This is a genomic window from Leucobacter chromiiresistens (assembly GCF_900102345.1).
Classification (GTDB): domain Bacteria; phylum Actinomycetota; class Actinomycetes; order Actinomycetales; family Microbacteriaceae; genus Leucobacter; species Leucobacter chromiiresistens.
Genome location: NZ_FNKB01000001.1, coordinates 2,683,326 through 2,702,257 on the forward strand (window position 1 = coordinate 2,683,326; position 18,932 = coordinate 2,702,257).

13 protein-coding genes are annotated in these 18,932 nt (G+C 73.7%); 5 read left to right on the forward strand and 8 right to left on the reverse strand.

The genetic code is table 11. The features are described from left to right. Positions 1 to 69 precede the first annotated feature (69 nt). Positions 70 to 1,359: a phosphotransferase gene (locus BLT44_RS12240; protein WP_010156770.1), complete on the forward strand. Its 1,290-nt coding sequence runs from the start codon at positions 70 to 72 to the stop codon at positions 1,357 to 1,359. On the opposite strand, the gene BLT44_RS12245 is transcribed toward BLT44_RS12240, so the two are convergent. Further along, complete coding sequence (locus BLT44_RS12245; RefSeq protein ID WP_074690240.1) at positions 1,310 to 4,837, reverse strand: ATP-dependent helicase; 3,528 nt, start codon at positions 4,835 to 4,837, stop codon at positions 1,310 to 1,312. The two genes, BLT44_RS12240 and BLT44_RS12245, sit on opposite strands and share 50 nt — an antisense overlap. After that, on the reverse strand, positions 4,834 to 8,127 hold the full coding sequence (locus tag BLT44_RS12250; protein WP_074690242.1) for a PD-(D/E)XK nuclease family protein: 3,294 nt from the start codon (positions 8,125 to 8,127) through the stop codon (positions 4,834 to 4,836). Before BLT44_RS12250 ends, BLT44_RS12245 begins: the two co-directional genes overlap by 4 nt. Positions 8,128 to 8,298: 171 nt before the next feature. Between BLT44_RS12250 and BLT44_RS12255 the strand changes: the two genes are divergently transcribed. Further along, positions 8,299 to 8,523 carry a DUF3107 domain-containing protein gene (locus BLT44_RS12255; protein WP_010156767.1) on the forward strand — a complete coding sequence of 75 codons (225 nt, stop codon included), beginning with the start codon at positions 8,299 to 8,301 and terminating at the stop codon, positions 8,521 to 8,523. Positions 8,524 to 8,578: 55 nt separating this feature from the next. Here the strand turns inward: BLT44_RS12255 and BLT44_RS12260 are convergent, their stop codons facing one another. From BLT44_RS12260 to BLT44_RS12270, 3 genes are read right to left on the reverse strand one after another with little or no spacing between them, the layout of a single operon-like run. Then, a complete protein-coding gene (locus BLT44_RS12260; RefSeq protein ID WP_010156766.1) occupies positions 8,579 to 9,937 on the reverse strand; it encodes a bifunctional phosphopantothenoylcysteine decarboxylase/phosphopantothenate synthase in 1,359 nt (452 codons plus the stop codon). A gap of 58 nt (positions 9,938 to 9,995) precedes the next feature. Further along, positions 9,996 to 11,153, reverse strand: coding sequence for a methyltransferase domain-containing protein (locus BLT44_RS12265; protein ID WP_010156765.1), 1,158 nt, complete (start codon positions 11,151 to 11,153; stop codon positions 9,996 to 9,998). 8 nt (positions 11,154 to 11,161) lie between these two features. Continuing rightward, a complete protein-coding gene (locus tag BLT44_RS12270) occupies positions 11,162 to 11,881 on the reverse strand; it encodes a ferritin-like fold-containing protein (RefSeq protein WP_010156764.1) in 720 nt (239 codons plus the stop codon). 141 nt (positions 11,882 to 12,022) lie between these two features. On the opposite strand from BLT44_RS12270, the gene BLT44_RS12275 reads away from it, so the two are divergent. Next, positions 12,023 to 13,669: a DEAD/DEAH box helicase gene (locus BLT44_RS12275; RefSeq protein ID WP_074690244.1), complete on the forward strand. Its 1,647-nt coding sequence runs from the start codon at positions 12,023 to 12,025 to the stop codon at positions 13,667 to 13,669. Positions 13,670 to 13,695: 26 nt separating this feature from the next. Here BLT44_RS12275 and BLT44_RS12280 read toward each other — a convergent pair whose 3' ends face one another. Next, positions 13,696 to 14,550, reverse strand: a complete 855-nt coding sequence (locus BLT44_RS12280; protein WP_010157883.1) for a PHP domain-containing protein — start codon at positions 14,548 to 14,550, stop codon at positions 13,696 to 13,698. A 99-nt stretch (positions 14,551 to 14,649) separates the two neighbouring features. Here BLT44_RS12280 and BLT44_RS12285 point away from each other — a divergent pair, with 99 nt between their 5' ends. Both BLT44_RS12285 and BLT44_RS12290 read left to right on the forward strand, forming a co-directional pair. Then, entirely contained in the window at positions 14,650 to 16,059 is a 1,410-nt protein-coding gene (locus BLT44_RS12285; protein WP_010157881.1) for an aminopeptidase P family protein, read from the forward strand. A 69-nt stretch (positions 16,060 to 16,128) separates the two neighbouring features. Further along, positions 16,129 to 16,698 (forward strand): hypothetical protein, encoded by a 570-nt coding sequence (locus BLT44_RS12290; protein WP_074690246.1) that lies wholly within the window; start codon positions 16,129 to 16,131, stop codon positions 16,696 to 16,698. Between the two features lie 54 nt (positions 16,699 to 16,752). Here BLT44_RS12290 and BLT44_RS12295 read toward each other — a convergent pair whose 3' ends face one another. Further along, a complete protein-coding gene (locus tag BLT44_RS12295) occupies positions 16,753 to 17,109 on the reverse strand; it encodes a YchJ family protein (protein ID WP_074690248.1) in 357 nt (118 codons plus the stop codon). A 29-nt stretch (positions 17,110 to 17,138) separates the two neighbouring features. Continuing rightward, the gene (locus BLT44_RS12300) at positions 17,139 to 18,815 is read right to left on the reverse strand and encodes a DUF885 domain-containing protein (protein ID WP_010156760.1); all 1,677 of its coding nucleotides are present in this window, start codon (positions 18,813 to 18,815) and stop codon (positions 17,139 to 17,141) included. Between the last annotated feature and the right edge of the window lie 117 nt (positions 18,816 to 18,932).

Consider the following 18,932-nt stretch of genomic DNA (forward strand, 5'->3'; position numbering starts at 1 on the left):
TGCCGGCGGGCTGCACCGCGGTGCGCGTGGCGAATCGACCGAGTCGACGCGCATGCATACCCTGAGTACATGGCCAGCATTCCTTTCACCTTAGCCGCGCTCTCGACCTCCGCGGTGCCCGGGCTGGTCGTGTTCGGAGTCCGCGAACACGAGAGCGACGATGCGTTCGTGTCGGCAGTGATCGCCGCGGAGGGCGACGACCTGCTCGTCCGGGTTCCGCGCACCCAGCAGGCCGAGGTGCAGCAGTCGGCGGAGCTGCTCGGGCTCGCCGCCCTCACCGAGGGGCCGCGGAGCCGCCTCCCCTTCACCGCGCCGACCGCACTCGGCATGACCCGTGCGGGCGAGACGCGAGCCGTGGTCACCACGTTCCTCGACGGAGCCCGGTTCGAGGCGTCCGATCTCACCGACGATGCGATTCTGCTGCAGCCGCTCGCGGAGGCGATCGCGGCCATCCACGACCTTCCCCTCACCGTCGCGCAGCACGGCGGGCTGCCGGTGCGATCCGCGCAGGATCTGCGGGTGCTGGCGACCCGCCTCGTCGATCGCGCCGATGCGACGCGACTCCTCCCCGAGACGGTGCGCCGTCGCTGGACGCACGTGCTCGAGACGGCGGACCTCTGGGATTTCTCCCCGACGATGGTGCACGGCTCGCTCGACGCCGAGCAGATCCGCGTGGAGGAGGGCGCGATCACCGCCGTCCTGGGCTGGTCGGAGTTCGGCATCGGCGACCCGGCCGCTGATCTCGCCTGGCTCCTCGCCGCCGGCACGGAGGTGCTCGACGGCGTGATCGCGCGGTACGCCCGGGCGCGCAACAGCGAATCCCTCTCGCACCTGCGCGCGCGGGCGGCGCTGTACCACGAGCTCGAGGTGGCTCGGTGGCTGCTGCACGGCACCGAGACGCACGACCAGGCCGTCATCGACGATGCGGTCGCGATGCTCGACCGCATGGTGGGCACGGGCGGCGCCCTCGGCGCGGCGTTCACCGAGGCGGTGGCGGCCGCGCCGCTGAGCTCGGCCGAGGTCGTCGCGCTGCTCGAGCAGACGCCGCAGATCGACGACGTGCAGTCCGACACCGCCGCGTTCGAGGGACTCGACGAGGATCGCATGTTCGGGGTGGACACCGACTTCATCGAGCCCCTTCCCGAGAGCGCCGGAGGTGCCGATGGAAATAATGGCGCGCACGACACGGGACGGGACGCCCCGGGTGCGCCCACCGATGCGGAGGCGACCGACGTCATCGACCCGCTGACCGATGACGTCGGGGCTGCCGCCGACGACCGCGGGGGCCGGCCGGACCGCGCGGAGCAGCTCACCGAGCCGATCGCGGAGGAGGACCTCCCTCCGCACCCGCGCCGGTGAGTCTCGCTGCGGCGGATCGCCACACCTCCTCGAGTTCGTGGAGGCTGCGCGGCGCACGACCCGCGAGCTCGACTCCCTCGGCGACGTAGAACAGCGACACGTCGATGCGGTCGGCCGGAACGCCCGCCCACTGCGAGTAGGCGTGCCGGTAGAGGTCGAGCTGGAAGAACCGCGACTCGCGTTCCGCGTCGGTGCGCGGGGCGCGGCCTGATTTCCAGTCGACGATCTCGAACCTGCCGTCGCCGCCGCGGTAGACGGCATCGAGTTTGCAGACGAGGGTGCGGCCGGCGAACGGCAGCGTCACCTCCTGCTCCACCGCGATCGGCTGACGGTCCGCCCACCGGGAGCGCTCGAAGCGCTCGATGAGCGGCGCGAGCTCGGCAGCATCCGACGCGAGGTCGTCGTGCGGAGTCGCGTCGACCGCCTCCGGGGAGCCCGCCCACTGGGGATCGTCGAACGCGGCGAGCGGCAGCTCGGTGCCGCGGGCGGTCGTCGCCCGTCGTTCCACCCACTCGTGGAAGCGGTTGCCCACTCGGGTGCGGCGGAAGGGACGCTGCGGCACCGGCCGCAGACGCGCGCGCTCGGCGGCGACCGGATCTTCGACGAACTCGTGGAACGTCGACGCGGTGAGCCGATCGGGCAGGTCGCCGGGCGCGCCAGCGGCCGCACCCGCCTCGCCCGAGCGTGCGCTGCGCTCGGCGAGCAGCAGGCGCACGGCCTCGTCGAGCGGGGCGGCCTCGTCGCGCGCGTCGGCCCCGTCGCGCGCTTCGGCCTCTTCGCGCGCGTCGATCGCCCGTCGCACGGTCTCGGCCGCCCGCAGCACGGCCTTCGAGCGCGCGCCGAGCGGGTCGAGCGGCCACTCGAGCGTGAGCTCGTCGCGCTCCGACGGGTCGGCGTCGTGGGCGCTCACCCCGGGCAGCCCGGAGATGACGCCCGCCTCCTCGAGCTCGGTCAGGAACACCGAGGGCACGCGAGCCCGCGTCTGGCCGCCCCAGAACGACCCGGTCAGCAGGAGCCGGCCGGCCGATCGCGTCACGGCGACGTACGCGAGCCGCCGCTCCTCCTCCTGGTGCCGGGCCTGCAGCGCCGCGCGATACTCGGCGATGCGATCCCGCAGCTCCTGCTGGGTCTCGGCGATGCGCCAGTTGAGCGCGGGGCGCGAGGCCGCGTCGCCGCGGAGCTCGTCGGGCAGCTGCCCCGTGCGCAGCCAGCCGGCGCCGGCGCGCGCCTGTCCGGGGAACTCCCCGGCCACGAGTCTCGGCACGACGACGAGGTCCCATTCGAGCCCCTTCGACCCGTGCGCGGTGATCAGCTGCACCGTGCCCGGGGCGGGTTCGGCCACGTGCTCGGCCGCTTCGTCGGCCTCCATGGCGCGCTCGATCCATTCGAGCAGCGAGGGCAGGGTGCCCTCGGCGTCGACGGCGAGATACGACTCCACCAGGTCGGTGAAGGCATCGAGATTGGCGTGAGCGGCCGAGCTTCCCGCGAGCTCGCGCGCCTCGTTGGCGTCGAGCTCGATGTCGATGCGCAGAGCCTGCACCGTCGCGCCGATGAGCTCGGGGATGCTCCCGCCCACCCCCTGCCGCAGACCGGCGAGCATGCGTCCCGCTTCGCGGAGCCGGTGCCGGCCCGTCTCCGAGATCGAGGCGAGCGCGCGGTGCCCGAGATCGCGCATTCCCGCGAGCTGATCGAGCGCGTCGATCAGCGTGACCCTGCGGTCGGGGTCGGGCAGCACGCGGTCGGGCGCCCGATCCTCCGCCGAGAGCGGGCGCTGCGCGACGTCCCGCTCCCCGAACCAGCGAGCGGCGTCGCGCAGGCCCGAGATGTCGGCGACGCCGAGGCGGAAGCGCGGACCGGCGAGCAGCCGGATGAGGTCGCCGCCCGCATCGGCATACCAGAGGCACCGGAGCGCGCTCACGACGTCGGTCACCTCGGGGGTCGTGAGGAGGCCGCCGAGCCCCACGATGCGTGCGGGCACCCCGGCATCTGCGAGGGCCGCCGCGAACGCGGCCATCTGGCCCCGGGTGCGGAAGATCACGGCGGCGGTCGGCAGCTCCCCGCGTTCGGCGCGGAACCGCTCCCGCGCCTCGCGCATCCACTCCGCCACGGCGATGCGCTCCTCGTGCACGGTCTCGGGGTAGCACCACTCCACGCTCCCGGCGAGCGCTCCGGGGCGCGGCGACAGCTGCGGAACGTCGATGGCGGCGTCCGCGGCGAGCGGCGCCGCGATGGTGTTCGCCGCGGCGAGCACGCTGCCGGGGTTGCGCCAGCTCGTCGACAGGGTCAGCGTCGCGGGCGGCGTGCCGGGCCCGTTCGCGGTGCGGCCCGCACCCGCGGCGGCGTCCGAGCCCCCGCCCGAGTCGCGCCGGCGCCCGGCGAAGTCCGCGTGGAACGACTGCAGCCCCTCCGCAGAGGCACCGCGCCAGCCGTAGATCGACTGGTGCGGATCCCCCACCGCCATCACGGACCCCCCAGCGAAGATGCGCGAGAGGAACCGCGTCTGCCCGACGGACGTGTCCTGCACCTCGTCGAGCAGCACGACGCGATGTCTGCGGCGCAGCGCGTTGCGGGCGTTCGGCGACGCATCGAGCGCCGACGTCGCGAGCGCGAGCTGGTCGGGGAACTCGATGACCCCTCGACGCTGCTTCTCCTGCGCGTAGGCGCGGGCGAGGCGGGTGATCAGCGGCGTCTCGGCGAGGCTCGCCACGGCGTCGCGCACGGGCGCGTACTGCTTGCCGCTCGGCGTTCCTCCGAGTTCCTTCTCGTTGTAGGGCAGGTGCTGCACGCGCGAGAACTCGGAGACGATGCGGTCGACGCGGTCGAGCGAGGTCAGATGGTCGGAGACCGCGTGATCGAGCCCGAGCATGTGCCGGATCAGCTCGGGAACGCGCAGTTCGCTCTCGACGAGGCCGGGATCGTCGCTCGCGAGGAGCACCTCGCGAGCGATGCGCCATGCGGTCGCGGTGTCGATGACGGCCGCTCCGGGGGCGACGCCGGCGGCGATGCCGAACTCCTGGAGCACGCCGGCGGCGAATGCGTTGTACGTGCTCACATCGGGCACGTCGAGACCGTCGGAGAGCATCTCGCGCAGCTCCTCCGAGCGCCGCAGCTCCGCCTGCTCGAGCGCCCCGCGCTCGGCGGCGTCGCCGAGCCGGTCGGCGAAGTCGGAGAGCCGGCCCGAGATGCGTTCGCGCAGCTCGCCGGCGGCCTTGCGGGTGAACGTGAGCCCGAGCACCTCGTCGGGCGCCGCGAGCCCGTTGGCGACGAGCCAGACGACCCGGTTCGCCATGGTCTCGGTCTTGCCGCTCCCCGCACCCGCGACGACGAGCGCGGTGCTGCCGAGCGGGTGCTCGATGACGGCCCGCTGCTCCGCCGTGGGGGTGAGCGGAGCGGCGGGCGGCACGGCGAGGATCTCCGCGATGCGGGCCGCCGAGAAGATCGGTCGGCGCGGTCGCGGCTCGGGCTGCGCGCCGCTCATGCGACGCTCACCGGCGGGATCACGTGCAGGCGGCAGTCGCCCGGCTGGTGGGGGTCGGAGCAGTGGTGCTCGATGCGCGCAGTGAACGCCCCGCCGGCCATCACCGCCGCGACCTTCGACACGCGTGCGAGGAACGCCTCGCGCGCCTCGTCGGAGAGCGGCTGCTGCACGCGCTCGACGAACCCCGCGCCCTTCACCGCGTCGGGGTGCACGTAGAGCAGACGCGCGCCGCCGCTCGTCCGCCCGGTCTCGCCGTGTTCGTCGGCGGGCGCCGGGTCGCGCTGCGGTTCGGGCTGCGAGTGGCCCCGCGGGCCGCCCGACTCCTGCGACGCGATGTCGAACGCCCCGAGCATCACTCCGATCTGGTAGGCCTGCAGCTGGGCGTGCTCCTCGGCCGCCGCCTTGCTCGGCGGAGTGCGCCCCGTCTTGAGGTCGAGCACGGTCACCTCCTGCTCCCCGGATCGGTTCGTGCGCTGCTCGAGTCGATCGGCGACGCCGCGCAGCTCGGCTCGGTCGACGGTCGCGCGGAACACCGCCTCCCGGCCGAGCAGCGTGCGATCGGAGCCGTCGAATTCTCGCAGGTAGTCGGCGAGGCCCGCGGCCATCGCGCGGGCGAGCCTGCGGGTCCGCTCGGCCTCCCAGTCGGCGGCGAACGGCAGCTTGCCCCACTCCTGCTCCACGATCGAGAGGAGGTGCTCGGGGTCGGGGCGCGTCGCCGTCTCGAACGCGTGGTGAAGCAGCGTGCCGAGGCTCGCCTGCACGCTCCCGGCGCCGCCGCCGAGACTCGACACGACCCAGTCGAGGGGGCAGTTCACCGCTCGCTCGAGCTGCGAGGGGCTCACGCTGACCCGCGCCTCCGGGTCGCCCGCGAGATCGATGAGCGGAGCGGAGGTGCTCGGCGGCAGCACGCCGTACCAGTCGTCGGGGTGGGCTCCGGGCACGTTCGCCCGGGCCAGGGCGACGAGCGCCGCTACGGCGCCCGCGTCGCCGGGGTCGCGCACCGCTCGGCGCCGCATGGCGGCGACCTGGCCGCGCAGGGTGAGCCTCGCACTCGGAAGCGAGGCGACGGCGTGCTCGCGGCCGAGCCCGAAGAAGGCGCTGGGGTGCTGCTGCTCGTCGGCGACGGCCACGACGAGCAGCTCCTCGCGGGCTCGCGAGCAGCTCTGCGCGAAGAGCCGCAGCTCGTCGTGCAGCGTGTCGCGCCGGGAGGGCGGTTGCGCCGAGCCGCCGCGCAGCCAGCGCTCGAGCGCTGTGGTGCCGACGAGCGAGCCGCGCGAGCGCAGGTTCGGCCAGGCGCCGTCTTGCACGCCGACGATCGCCACCACCTCGAACTCGCGGCCGAGCGCTCCCTGGGGCGTCGTCACGGTGACGGTCGACCGCGCGCCGCGACGCGCCAGCGAGTCCTCGGGCACGGCGCTCTCGAGCAGGTCGGCGAGCAGCGCCTCGATCGTCTGCGCGCTGTCCTGCTCCTCATGACGCTGCAGGGCGAAGAACAGCCCCATCACGGCGTCGAGCGAGCGACTCGCCTCGTCGGCGCGCGCTCCTCGACCCGACAGCGCCTCCTCCTGCCAGTGCGCGGCGAGACGCGTGCCGTCCCAGAGCGCCCAGAGGGTTTCGCGCGGGGTGCCTCCCGCGGCACGCGCGCGCTCCGCCGCCTGCAGCACCACACCGATCCGGCGCAGCACCCGGCCGCCGGCGCTGTCGATCACCGGGGTCGCGCCGGGGAAGGCGACGGCCTCGACCACGAGCTCGTCGATGCTCACCGGGTCGCGCTCCGCGGCGGCGGCGGCGCGCCGCTCGTGCAGCACGAGCGCGCCGCGAAGCCGGCGCACCGCGACGGGGTCGAGCCGGCCCACCGCCCCTCCGGCGATCTGCAGAATCTCCTGCGCCGAGAGCGGCGCGATGCCGAGCGCGTGCTGCAGCATGCGGATCAGCTCGCGCACGACCCGGTGCTCGCGCAGCACGATGCCGCCCGCCGCCACACCGGTGGGCACCTGGTGCACGGCGAGGGCGCGCGCGATGCGCACGGCCTCCCCGCGACTACGGCAGATCACCGCCATCCGGTCCCAGGCCACGGGCTCTCCTCCGCCGAGGCCGAGGTTGCGGGCGCGGAAGCGGTGGGCGATGACGCCCAGCTGCTCGGCCGACGACGTCACGCGGGCGAACTGCACGGCCTCGCCGCGCGCCGCGACCGCAGCGCGCTCGGCCGACGCCTGCGCGGCTCGGTGCGCGCCGGTGCCCGACGCCCCGATGCGCCGGGTGAGGTCGTGCACGAGGCCGCGCACCTCGGCGCCGTACCGGTGCACCTCCTCGAGCGTGACGAGCGCCTCCCCCGCCGCTTCGACGCGTCGACCCGCCGAGGCGGGCAGACGGCGCACCAACTCGCGCACGACGCCCGAGAGCACGCCGGTGCGCTCACCCTGGAAGGACCCCGTCGCGATGTCGGGATCGCCGAACACCCGGATGCGGCTCCCCACCGCGGCGCACGCCGCGAGGAGGGCCAGCGCCCCCTCGCCCAGCTCTTGGGCGTCGTCGACGAGGATGAGCCGCGGCACCGCGAACCCGTCGCCCGGCACGGCGTCCGAGCGGGCCCCGTGCTCACGCACGGCGTCACCCGCGGCGCGCAGGATCGCGCTCGGGCTGAGTTCGCCCGGACGCACGGCTGCGGCACGCGCCGCAGCCGCATCGACGATCGTGAGCGCCGCGATCCAGTGGGCGACGAGCGGGTCGGAGGGCCCCTCCGCCGCAGCACGGGCCGCAGCCTCCGCGCGCGCCTCCGCGACCTCGCCCGCGAGGCCCTGCGGCGAACGACCGAAGTCGTCGACGACGCGCCAGAGATCGCGCAGCTCGGCGCGGAACGCCGCCGTCGCCAGCACCTCGGGTGTGATGCCGGCGTCTCGGGCGAGCGCAGTCGCGCCCTCCTCGGCGATCACATCGGCGAGGAGCTCGTCCTGCACGGTGCCCGTGAGCAGTCGCGGGGCGTCGGCGCCCACCAGGGCTCGCTCCCGCGAGAGGATCGCGAAGCCGAGCGACGCCGCCGTGCGCACCGGCGTGCCGCCGATCGCCCGCCCGATCGCCCGCTCGATCCGTGCGCGCAGGTCGGCCGCGGCCAGACGATTCGGGGCGAGCGCGATCACGTCCTGCTCGCCCCAGCCGGGCCGGTCGATCGCGCGTCGGAACGTCTCGACGAGCACGCGGGTCTTGCCGCTCCCCGGCGCCCCGAGCACGCGGCCGTGCGCGTCGACGTCGAGGGCGAGGGCCCCCTCTTGCGATCGGTCGAATGAGCTCATGCCGTCAGCCTACTGACGGCCGCCGACACGGCAGCTCGCGCGGCGGAGCGACCCTCGCCCCGTGCGCTGCTGGCGAACGGAGCCGCTCCCGCCGACGGGCGGGCAGGCAGCAGCCGTAGACTCGACACCGACTCGACCCGTGGCCCAGCGCCACCGACTTCAGGAGGCCCCGTGGAAATCCGCATCGGCATCAAGCATTCGCCCCGCGAGCTCGCGTTCGACACCGATTCGAGCGCTGCAGAGGTGCGCGGCGTCGTCGAAGAAGCCGTCTCGAACGGCGCCGCGCTCATCACGCTCTCCGACGTGAAGGGCCACCAGTACCTCGTGCACACCGACGCGATCCTGTACGTCGAGCTCGGCGGCGAGGGCGGCCGGAAGGTCGGCTTCATCAGCTGAACGGCGCCACACGACGCGGCCCCGCGCTCCCCATCGGAGCGCGGGGCCGCGTCGTCTACGCGTCGCGCGCGTCGCGGACCGCGTCGAGCAGCGCGTCGGCGACGGCGCGCTTCGTACCGGTCGCCACCGTCTCCGGCCGGCCGTCGCGTGCGAGCACGTGCAGGGTGTTCTCCGCCGATTCGAAGCCCTCCGACCAGCTCACGGCGTTCACCGCGAGCAGATCCGCTCCCTTGCGGGCGAGCTTCCGCAGCCCCCGCTCGCGGAGCTCCTCCTCGTTCTCGACCGTCTCCGCCGCGAACCCGACGATCACCTGCCCCGGTCGGCGCTCCTCCACGAGGCCGACGAGGATGTCGGGGTTCTCCACGAGCTCCAGCACCGGCGCCCGGCCGTCCCCGTCCTCCTTGCGGATCTTGCGCTCGGCGACCTCGGCCACGCGGTAATCGGCGACCGCCGCGGCCATGATGACGACCTCCGCGCGCGCAGCGGCGGCCCGTGCGGCCCGCTCCAGCTCGGCGGTCGTGCTGACGGGCACCACGCGCACGGCGGCGCGATCCTGCACCTCGGCGAGCACTGCGGCGTCCACGTTGGCGGCGAAGAGCACCACCTTCGCGCCGCGGTCGGCCGCCGCGGCCGCGATGGCGACGCCCTGCCGCCCGCTCGACCGGTTGCCCAGGTAGCGCACGGGGTCGATCGGTTCGCGCGTGCCGCCCGCGGTCACCATGATCCGCAGCCCCGCGAGGTCGTGGTCGCGGCCCGATCCCTCCGCATCCGCCCGCACCGAGTCGAGCGCATCGGCCGCAGCGGTCTCGAGCGGCACCTCGGCGACGGCTTCCTCTGCGCGCGGCGCGACGGCCGCCTCGGCCCCGACCGCGTCGAGCTCCTGCTCGACCTCCGCGAGCAGCGCGCGGGCGCGCTCCGCGATCGCATCGGGTTCGCTCATGCGCCCCGGGCCGGTATCGGCGCCCGTGAGCCGGCCCGACTCGGGGCCGGCGAAGTGCACGCCCCGCGAGCGCAGGATCGCGACGTTGTCCTGCGTGGCGGGGTGCTGCCACATCTCCGTGTGCATCGCCGGGGCGACGAGCACCGGAGCACGGGTCGCGAGCAGGGTCGTGCCGAGCAGGTCGTCCGCGAGACCGGCGGTCATGCGGGCGAGGGTGTGCGCCGTCGCGGGGGCGACGATCACGAGGTCGGCGCGCTGCCCGAGGCCGACGTGGCGCACCTCGGGCACATCCTCGTGCACCGACGTCGTGACGGGGTTGCGGCTGATCGCCTCCCAGGTCGGCCGGCCGACGAAGCGCAGCGCCTCCTCGGTCGGGACGACGTGCACGTCGTGGCCGTCCTCGACGAGGGTGCGGGCGAGCTGCACCGCTTTGTAGGCGGCGATGCCGCCGGTCACTCCGAGCACGATGTTCATGGGGCCATCCTCCCATCACCCGGTGTCGATCCGCACGCGGCGGCGCGCTCCGACCCGCTCAGCCGTGCCGCTCGAGCAGCACCATCACCTCGAGGTGGCGCGTGTGGGGGAACATGTCGAACACCCGGGCACCGCGCACCCGCCACGAGGGCATCGCGGCGAGGTCGGTCGCGAGGCTCTCGGGGTTGCAGCTGGAGTAGATGACCCGCTGGGCCGGGGCGCGCTCGATCCACGCCGACAGCTCGGCGCCGATGCCGCGCCGGGGCGGGTTGACGATGACGGTGTGCGGGGCGTCGGCGGCGGGCGCCGCGAGCGCGAACGCCGTGGCGTCGGCGGCGACGAACTCGGCCGCGATCCCCGCCTCGCTCGCGCTGCGCCGGGCCGACTCGACGGCCGCGGCGCTGATCTCGACCCCGAGCACGCGCGGGGGCTCCGCGCGAACCGCTACCGCGCAGTGCAGCGCGAAGCCGCCGACTCCGCAGTACAGATCCCAGATCGAGTCGGGTCGCTCGGCGGTCACCCACTCCGCGGCCTGCGCGTAGAGCGCCCGGGCGACGGCGGTGTTGGTCTGGAAGAAGCTCTGGGGTCGCAGATGCAGCGAGATGTCGCCGAGACCCATCTCGAGCGAGGAGCCGAGCAGCAGCTCCTCGCGCTCCCCCTCGAGCACCGCCTTGTGCTCGGGCAGCAGGTTCACCGAGACGACGACCGCCCGGGGCACGCGCTGGAGCAGTGCCGGCAGCGCCTTCCGCAGCACGTGCAGGCCCTGCTCCGAGCGCGTGACGAAGCGCAGCATGAGGTCGCCCGAGGGCGCCAGCGTGATGTGCACGAATTTGAGCTCGCCGCGCCGCCGCGGCACGTCGTACGGGGCCAGCGCCGTCGACTCGATGAAGGCCGCGAGCTGCGGGATCGCGTCGCGGATGCCCGGCTCCTGGATCACGCAGTCGCGCAGGTCGACGCCGGCGCCGCCGCGGTCGAGGATGCCGAGCGTGACGGCGCCCGGGCGCCCGCCCACCACGAGCTTCGCCTTGTTGCGGAAGTCGGCGGTGCCGCCCCGCACCGTGGGCAGCCACAGCGCCTCGGGCACCTGCGGCAGCAGGTCTCGGCACCGCCGCTCCTTCTCGCCGAGCTGCTCGGGGTACGGCGTCTCGAGCAGGACGCACGACCGGCAGCGCCCCGCTTCGAAGTACGCGCAGTGCGGCAGAGTCGAAGTCGGCATGGGCGGCCTCAGGCGGTGAGTCCCAGCCCGTCCATGCGCCGGATGTGATCGGCGATCAGCTCGGTGAACACGGGCTCGACCTCGCTCGCATCGAAGGCGCGGTGCTCGCTCAGCGACAGCACGGCGCGGGAGACCAGCAGCGTGTCGCCGACGAGCCGGCGCCCCCACACGGCGAGCCAGCTGGAGAGCAGCTCGTCCGACGCGAGCGCGTCCTGCAGCAGCGTCTTGAGCTCGGGCCGGCCCGTGTCGTTGCGCAGGATCGCCACCGCCTCGCCGCGGTACCCGTCTTTCAGCCCGCCGGCGAGACTCGCGAAGAAGTCGTCGAAGAGCCCGCCGACGAGGTACAGCGAGAGCACGTGCTGGTGCCAGTCGCCCGTGTCGATGCGCTCGACGTACGAGTCGATGACGGGCGAGAACGGCTCCATCACGACGTGCGGCTCGTGTCCGCGCGAGCGGATCTCGCCCGTCAGCTGCTGGTGCTTCGCCAGCGTCTGCCCGGCGACGCGCGCCAGCACATCCTTCGCCTCGAGCGACGGCGCCCCCGACACGGCGCGGGTCGCGGCCTCGTAGAGCTCGAGCTGCAGGTACGCGGTGAGCCCGAGGAACGGCATGATGCCGGGCGCGAACTCGGCGAGCTCGACCCGCTCCGCCTCGGCGGAGTCGCCGCGCGAGCGCATCTTGCGCGCGGGTGCGCTCTTCCGGCGCAGGCCCTTGATCCACTCGAACACCCTGACAGCTTACCGCCGCAGGGAGGCGGCCTTGGAATAGACTGGCGCCGAACGTCACACACCGCCGGGGCCATCGGAGCACCGGCCGCTGCGCCTGTCGACCTGTGCGCGCAGCATCGCACTCATCGAAAAGGACGCACTATGACGACATTCCTCGAACTCGGCGTCGACCAGGACATGGTCGACTCCCTGCTGGATCGCGGTATCGCGGAAGCCTTCCCGATCCAGGAGCAGACGATCCCGCTCGCGCTCTCGGGGCAGGACATCATCGGCCAGGCGAAGACCGGCACCGGCAAGACCTTCGGCTTCGGCCTCCCGCTGCTGCAGCGCGTCGGAGCCGATCCGGCACCCGGCGTGCAGGCGCTCGTGGTCGTGCCGACCCGCGAGCTCGCCGTGCAGGTCTACGAGGATCTCGAGCTGGCCGCGAAGAATCGTGCGGCCACCGTCGTGCCGATCTACGGCGGCAAGGCGTACGAGGGCCAGATCGAGCAGCTCAGGGCCGGGGCGCAGGTCGTCGTCGGCACGCCGGGGCGTCTGCTCGATCTCGCGAACCAGCGGCTCCTCGACCTCGGAAAGGTGCGCGAGATGGTGCTCGACGAGGCCGACAAGATGCTCGATCTCGGGTTCCTCGCCGACATCGAGAAGCTGTTCTCGCTGACGCCGCCGGCGCGCCACACGATGCTCTTCTCCGCCACGATGCCCGGCACGATCGTGACGCTCGCGCGCCGCTTCATGAGGAATCCGATCCACATCCGCGCGACCGATCCCGACGAGGGAGTCGCGCAGGCGAACATCGAGCACATCGTGTACCGCGCGCACTCGCTCGACAAGGACGAGGTGATCGGCCGCATCCTGCAGGCGGAGGGCCGCGGCAAGACCGTCATCTTCATGCGCACGAAGCGCGCCGCCGCGAAGCTGCAGGAGGAGCTCGTGGACCGCGGCTTCTCCGCGGTGTCGGTGCACGGCGACCTCAACCAGGAGCAGCGCGAGCGCGCGATGACGTCGTTCAAGGCGGGCAAGAAGGACATCCTGATCGCCACCGACGTCGCCGCCCGCGGCATCGATGTCGACGACGTCACCCACGTCATCAACCACACCGTACCCGACGACGAGAAGACGTATCTCCACCGTGCCGGGCGCACGGGCCGCGCGGGGCGCACCGGCATCGCGGTGACGTTCGTCGACTGGGACGACATGCACAAGTGGGCGCTCATCAACAAGGCGCTCGAGTTCGATATCGCCGAACCAGTCGAGACGTACTCCTCCTCCCCGCACCTCTTCGCCGATCTCAAGATCCCGGAGGGCACGAAGGGCCGGCTGAAGGCTACGCCGGTGAAGGAGCGCGCGCCGCGCGAGCGCTCGGACGCCCGCGGAGGCCGGTCGGGCGCGTCCGACCGCAGCGGCGGTGCGGGATCGGGCCGTGCCGCTTCGAGCGGCGAGGGCGACGGGGGCGACGGCAGCGGCGACGGCAAGCGCACGCGCACGCGCCGCCGCACCCGCAGCGCGAACCCGCTCGGCCAGGGGCGCCACGAGTCGCACGGCCACGAGCAGCACGGTCACGACGCCGCGGGCGGCGGCGAACCGGGGGCTCCGCTGACGCCCGCCGACGCCCTGGCGGCCTCGGGCGAGACGGCTCCGCCTAAGCGCCGTCGCCGTCGCCGTCGCGGCGGATCGGGCGGCTCGGGCGGATCGGGCGCAGCGGAGGCCGGGACCGTCGCCGCACCCGCCTCGGGCGCCGACGCCGGCACGGGCGATCGCGGCGAGCCCGCGTCCGCGACGGCCGAGTAGCCCGAGCCGCCGCGCTTCGGGCGGGGTCAGCGCGGTTGCGCGAGTCCCGCTCGAAGGCGCTGCACGGTGGCGGGGTCGGTCACCTGCTGACCCAGCAGATTCGGCTTGCCCGCGCCGTGGTAGTCGCTCGACCCGGTGGCGATGAGGCCGAGTCTCGATGCCGCGGCGATGATCGGCGGCAGCCAGTCCTCCCGGTGCTCGGGATGCCGCAGTTCGACGCCGAGCAGGCCGGCGCCCGCGAGCTCCGCCAGTTCGCCAGGCGTCACCGGCGTGCGCTGGCGGAAGGCGGCGGGGTGCGCGAGCACCGCCGCACCGCCCGCGGAGCGCACCATGCGGATCGCGTCGACCGTCTCGATCGCCTCGGTTCCCAGGTAGTAGGGCGATCGCGGATGCAGCAGTTCGGCGAACACGGTGCTGCGATCCGGGAAGTATCCCGCGGCGACGAGCGCGTCGGCGATGTGCGGTCGGCCCACCGTGCGCGCATCCTCGTCCCCGAGCACGGCCTCCCAGGTGATCGCGTAATCGACGGCGACGAGCCGCACCATCTCCCGAGCGCGCGTGAGCCGCGACCGGCGCACGGAGGCGAGCGCGTCAAGCAGCTCGCCGGCGAGCGGCGCGATCCCGTACCCGAGCAGGTGGCGCGACTTGCCCCGATGCTTCGTCGTGATCTCGATGCCGGGCAGGAAGTCGACGCCCGCCTCGGCGGCGGCGCTGCGCGCCTCGTCCCACCCGTCCACCGTGTCGTGGTCGGTCAGCGCGAAGCCCGCGAGCCCCAGCGCTGCCGCCTCGCGCGCGATATCGGCCGGGCGGGTCGTTCCATCGGAGAACACCGAGTGGGTGTGCAGGTCGAAGCCCGCCGCAGTCTCCGCGGAATCGCTCATCCTGCCATCTTAGGGCGCGCCGCCCGGGGGCCGCGGCTCGCAGTGCACGGGTGGCCGCCGCCCCGCGACGGCGCCGCACGGGGATGAGAGGATGGACCCATGACCGAGAGCAGCAAGACCACTCACGAGGTGGAGATCGACAACAGCAACCGGAGCACGACTCCGCAGACCGACGCGTTCGTGGAGTACCTCTCGACGCAGTGGGCCGACCGCCCCGACGTGCTCCCCCAGCCGTCTCCCGTCGCGGCCCACGCGGAGGCGCGACGACGGGCCTTCTCGGCGCACTTCCCCGGCGAACGGGTCGTGGTCGCCGCCGGCGCCATGAAGCAGCGCTCGAACGACACCTTCTACCCCTACCGCGCGCACAGCGCCTTCGCGCACCTCACGGGGTGGGGCTCGGCGAGCGAACCGGGTGCCGTGCTCGTCTTCGAGCCGCGCGACGGCGGGCACGACGCGACCGTGTACTTCCGCGAGCGGGCGGGTCGCGACAGCGACGAGTTCTTCGCGAACCCCGAGATCGGGGAGTTCTGGATCGGCCCCCGTCCGTCGCTCGAGCAGGTCTCGGCCGCTCTCGGCGTGGCCACGGCCCCGCTCGCCGCGTTCATCGCGGGCGACGGCGACCGCACGCTCGACGACCCCGATGTGGCCCGCGTCGCCTCCGAACTGCGCCTGGTGAAGGACGCCTTCGAGCTGGCGGAGATGCAGGCCGCGGTCGACGCGACCGCGCAGGGCTTCGACGACGTGCTCGCCGCGCTGCCCCAGGCGAGCGGGCACCCGCGCGGCGAACGCGTGGTCGAGGGCGTGTTCAACCAGCGGGCGCGCCTCGAGGGCAACACGGTCGGCTACGAGACGATCGCCGCCTCCGGCCCGCACGCGTGCACGCTGCACTGGATCCAGAACGACGGCGCCGTGCGCGAGGGCGACCTGCTGCTGCTCGACGCCGGGGTCGAGCTCGACAGTCTCTACACCGCCGACATCACCCGCACCGTGCCCGTCTCGGGCACCTTCACCGAGGTGCAGCGCCGCGTGTACGACGCCGTGCTCGAAGCCGCGGACGCCGCACGCGCGATCGTGCGGCCCGGCATCCGCTTCCGCGACGTGCACGCCGCCGCGATGGAGGTCATCGAGCGCCGCACCCGCGAGTGGGGCCTTCTCCCCGAGGACGACGGCACGGCCTACTACCGCAGGTACATGGTGCACGGCACCAGCCACCACCTCGGCATGGACGTCCACGACTGCGCACAGGCGCGTCGCGACATGTACATGGACGGCGTGGTGGAGCCGGGAATGGTGTTCACCATCGAGCCCGGCCTGTACTTCCAGCCCGACGATCTCACCGTGCCCGCCGAGTACCGCGGCATCGGGGTGCGCATCGAGGACGACATCGTGGTGACGGAGGGCGGCTGCGTCAACCTCTCTGCCGGAATCCCCCGCACCGCGAGCGACGTCGAGGCGTGGGTGCAGCGGCTGCGCGAGTCTCGCGCATCGGCGGTGAACGCGGCCGGGTGAGCGCGGGCGCGTGAGGGAGGGCCCCCGGAGCTGCGAACCCCGCAGCTCCGGGGGCTAGACTCTGTGCCCATGGTTCCCGGTTCTGCGCGCCCGTCAGAGGCTCGGCGCCCGCTCGCCCGCGCGGCGGGCGCGACCGCGACCGCCGCACTGCTGCTCGGCACGACCGCGCTCGCCCCGCTCTCGATGACGGCGGCCTTCGCCGACGCCGGACCGCGGGAAGCGGCGGGCGCGTCGACCGCCGCACCGCGGCAGACGCTCACGGCGACGGACGGCCCCTCCGCACCCGGCGCGGCCGGCGTCGCGGTTGCCGCGGCCCAGAGCGCGGCGACCGCGCCGGAGCCGCCGCGGAAGGCGCCGCGCACCGCGCTCTACACGCTGGAGCAGTTCCTGTTCAGCGGCGTCGTCAACTGGGGCGGCTACCGCTTCACGTTCTACAGCCAGCAGGTGCTCCCCGGCGCGGGGCTCCAGATCCCGGGTCGGCACGTCAACGACGACGGGTACGTCAGCGACGCCGACGGCTACATCGTGCTCGCCGGCGATGCGCCGAAGGGCACCGTGTTCGAGACCCCCTTCGGGTATCGGGGAAAGATCTACGATCGCGGCACGTTCGGCAACCACCTCGACGTCTACATCGAGTGACGATGTCGCGGGGCCCGAGCACCGAAGGTGCTCCGGCGCTCCGGCTCCCAGCCGCTACTGCGGGGCCTCGCCGTCGACGTACACCCAGCGCCCGCCCGCGTCGGACCTGCGGAACCGACTGCGCTCCCTGAGCTCGATGCGACCCTCCGGGCCGCGAGCGATCGCGGTGAAGGTCACCATTCCGACGGCGTTGAACGGGCCGCCCGCCTCCGTCTCCTCGACGAACAGCCGCTTCCACTCGGTGTCGGCGTCGAGCTCGACCGAATCCGGCCGCGTCTCGGGATCCCACGTCGCGAGCAGATAGGGGGCGTCGCCGAGCGCGAATGCGCTGAAGCGCGACCGCATCAGGCGCTCCGCGGAGGGCGCGGCCCCGCCCGCGTGCAGCGGGCCACAGCACGACGCGTAGCCCATCCCCCGCCCGCACGGGCAGAGCCCGGCGGTCACGCCCCGAGCCCGCCGTTCAGCGCGCGCTCGAGCGTGTCGAGACGCACGCCGCCGAGCGCGAGGGCCTCGCGGTGGAAGGAGCGGATGTCGAACGACTCGCCCGCGCGCGCCGCCGCCTGATCGCGGAGCCCCTCCCAGATGCGCTGCCCGACCTTGTAGGAGGGCGCCTGCCCCGCCCAGCCCAGGTACCGCAGCACCTCGAAGCGCACGAAGCCGTCGTTCATGTTCACGTTCTCCGCCAGGAATCCGAAGGCGTACTCGCCGTCCCACACCCCGCCGTCGGGGCGGCGCTTGCCGAGGTGCACGCCGATGTCGAGCACGACGCGGGCGGCGCGCATGCGCTGCCCGTCGAGCATCCCGAGGCGATCGGCGGGGTCGTCGAGGTACCCCAGCTGCTCCATCAGCCGCTCCGCGTACAGCGCCCAGCCCTCGGCGTGCCCCGAGGTGCCCGCGAGCTGGCGCCGCCACTCGTTCAGGGAGCCGCGGTTCACGACGGCCTGCCCGATCTGCAGGTGGTGGCCGGGAACCCCCTCGTGGTAGACCGTCGTCAGCTCGCGCCAGGTGTCGAACTCCGTGACGCCCTCGGGCACCGACCACCACATGCGACCGGGTCGGGAGAAGTCGTCGCTCGGGCCCGTGTAGTAGATGCCGCCCTCCTGGGTCGGGGCGATGCGGCACTCGAGCGATCGGATCTCCTGCGGGATCTCGAACTGCGTGCCGGCGAGCTCCGCGACCGCGCGATCGCTCGTCTCCTGCATCCACCGCTGCAGGGCGTCGGTGCCGTGCAGCTTGCGCGAGGGGTCGCGATCGAGCTTCGCGATCGCCTCCGCGACGATGCCGGGCCGCGGCCGTCCTCCGACGATCTCGGCGGCGGTCCGCTCCTGCTCGGCGACCATGCGCGCGAGCTCTTCGAGGCCCCATTCGTACGTCTCGTCGAGATCGATCTTCGCCCCGAGGAATGCCTCGGATGCGAGCGCGTACCGGTCGCGCCCGAAGGCGTCGGCGGAGGGCGCATGCGGGGCGACGTCGCGCTCCAGGAAGTCGGCGAGCTCGGCGTAGGCGCTCGAAGCGGAGGCCGCCGCCGCGGCCAGCTCGATGGCGGACTCGGCCGCGATCCCCGACGATCCCGCGAGTCGGCCGAAGAACCCCGGCTCCTCGGGGGTGCCCGCGGTGCGGCGCGCCTGCTGCGCGACCTCCTCGACCTGGCGGATCGCCGGAACGAGCCCCTGCCGCACGCCGTCGGCGAGGGTCTCCCGGTATCCGGCGAGTGCGGCGGGCACCGCGCGCAGCCGGTCGGAGACCTGCGACCAGTCCGCCTCCGTGTCGGTCGGCATGAGGTCGAACACGTCGCGGAGGTTCTGCGTCGGCGACGCGATGACGTTGAGGTCTCGCAGGTGCTCCCCCGCGTCGTGCTGCGCGAGCGAGAGGCGCAGCTCGGCCTCCAGGTCGGCGCGGGTTACGGCGTCGACCTCGTCGGCGGGAGCGACGGCCACGAGCTCGGTGAGCATCCGCCGCTGGTCCGCCGCGAGGGCCTCGTGCCCCGCGGGCGAGAGATCGGGCAGCCCGCCGCCCGTGCGCCCGATGTACGTGCCGATTGTCGGGTCGTGCTCCACGAGGGTGTCCACCCAGGCCTCGGCGATGCGGTCGATCGCGGTCTGCTCGCGCTGTTCCATCATGCTCCTAAGCTACGGCCTCAACCTCGGCTCGCCCCGTGCGACGCGGCGTGCGGAGGCGAACTCGCCGCCCGCTAGACTGGAGGCATCCGCTGCGCAGTCGCGCACCCGCACGCT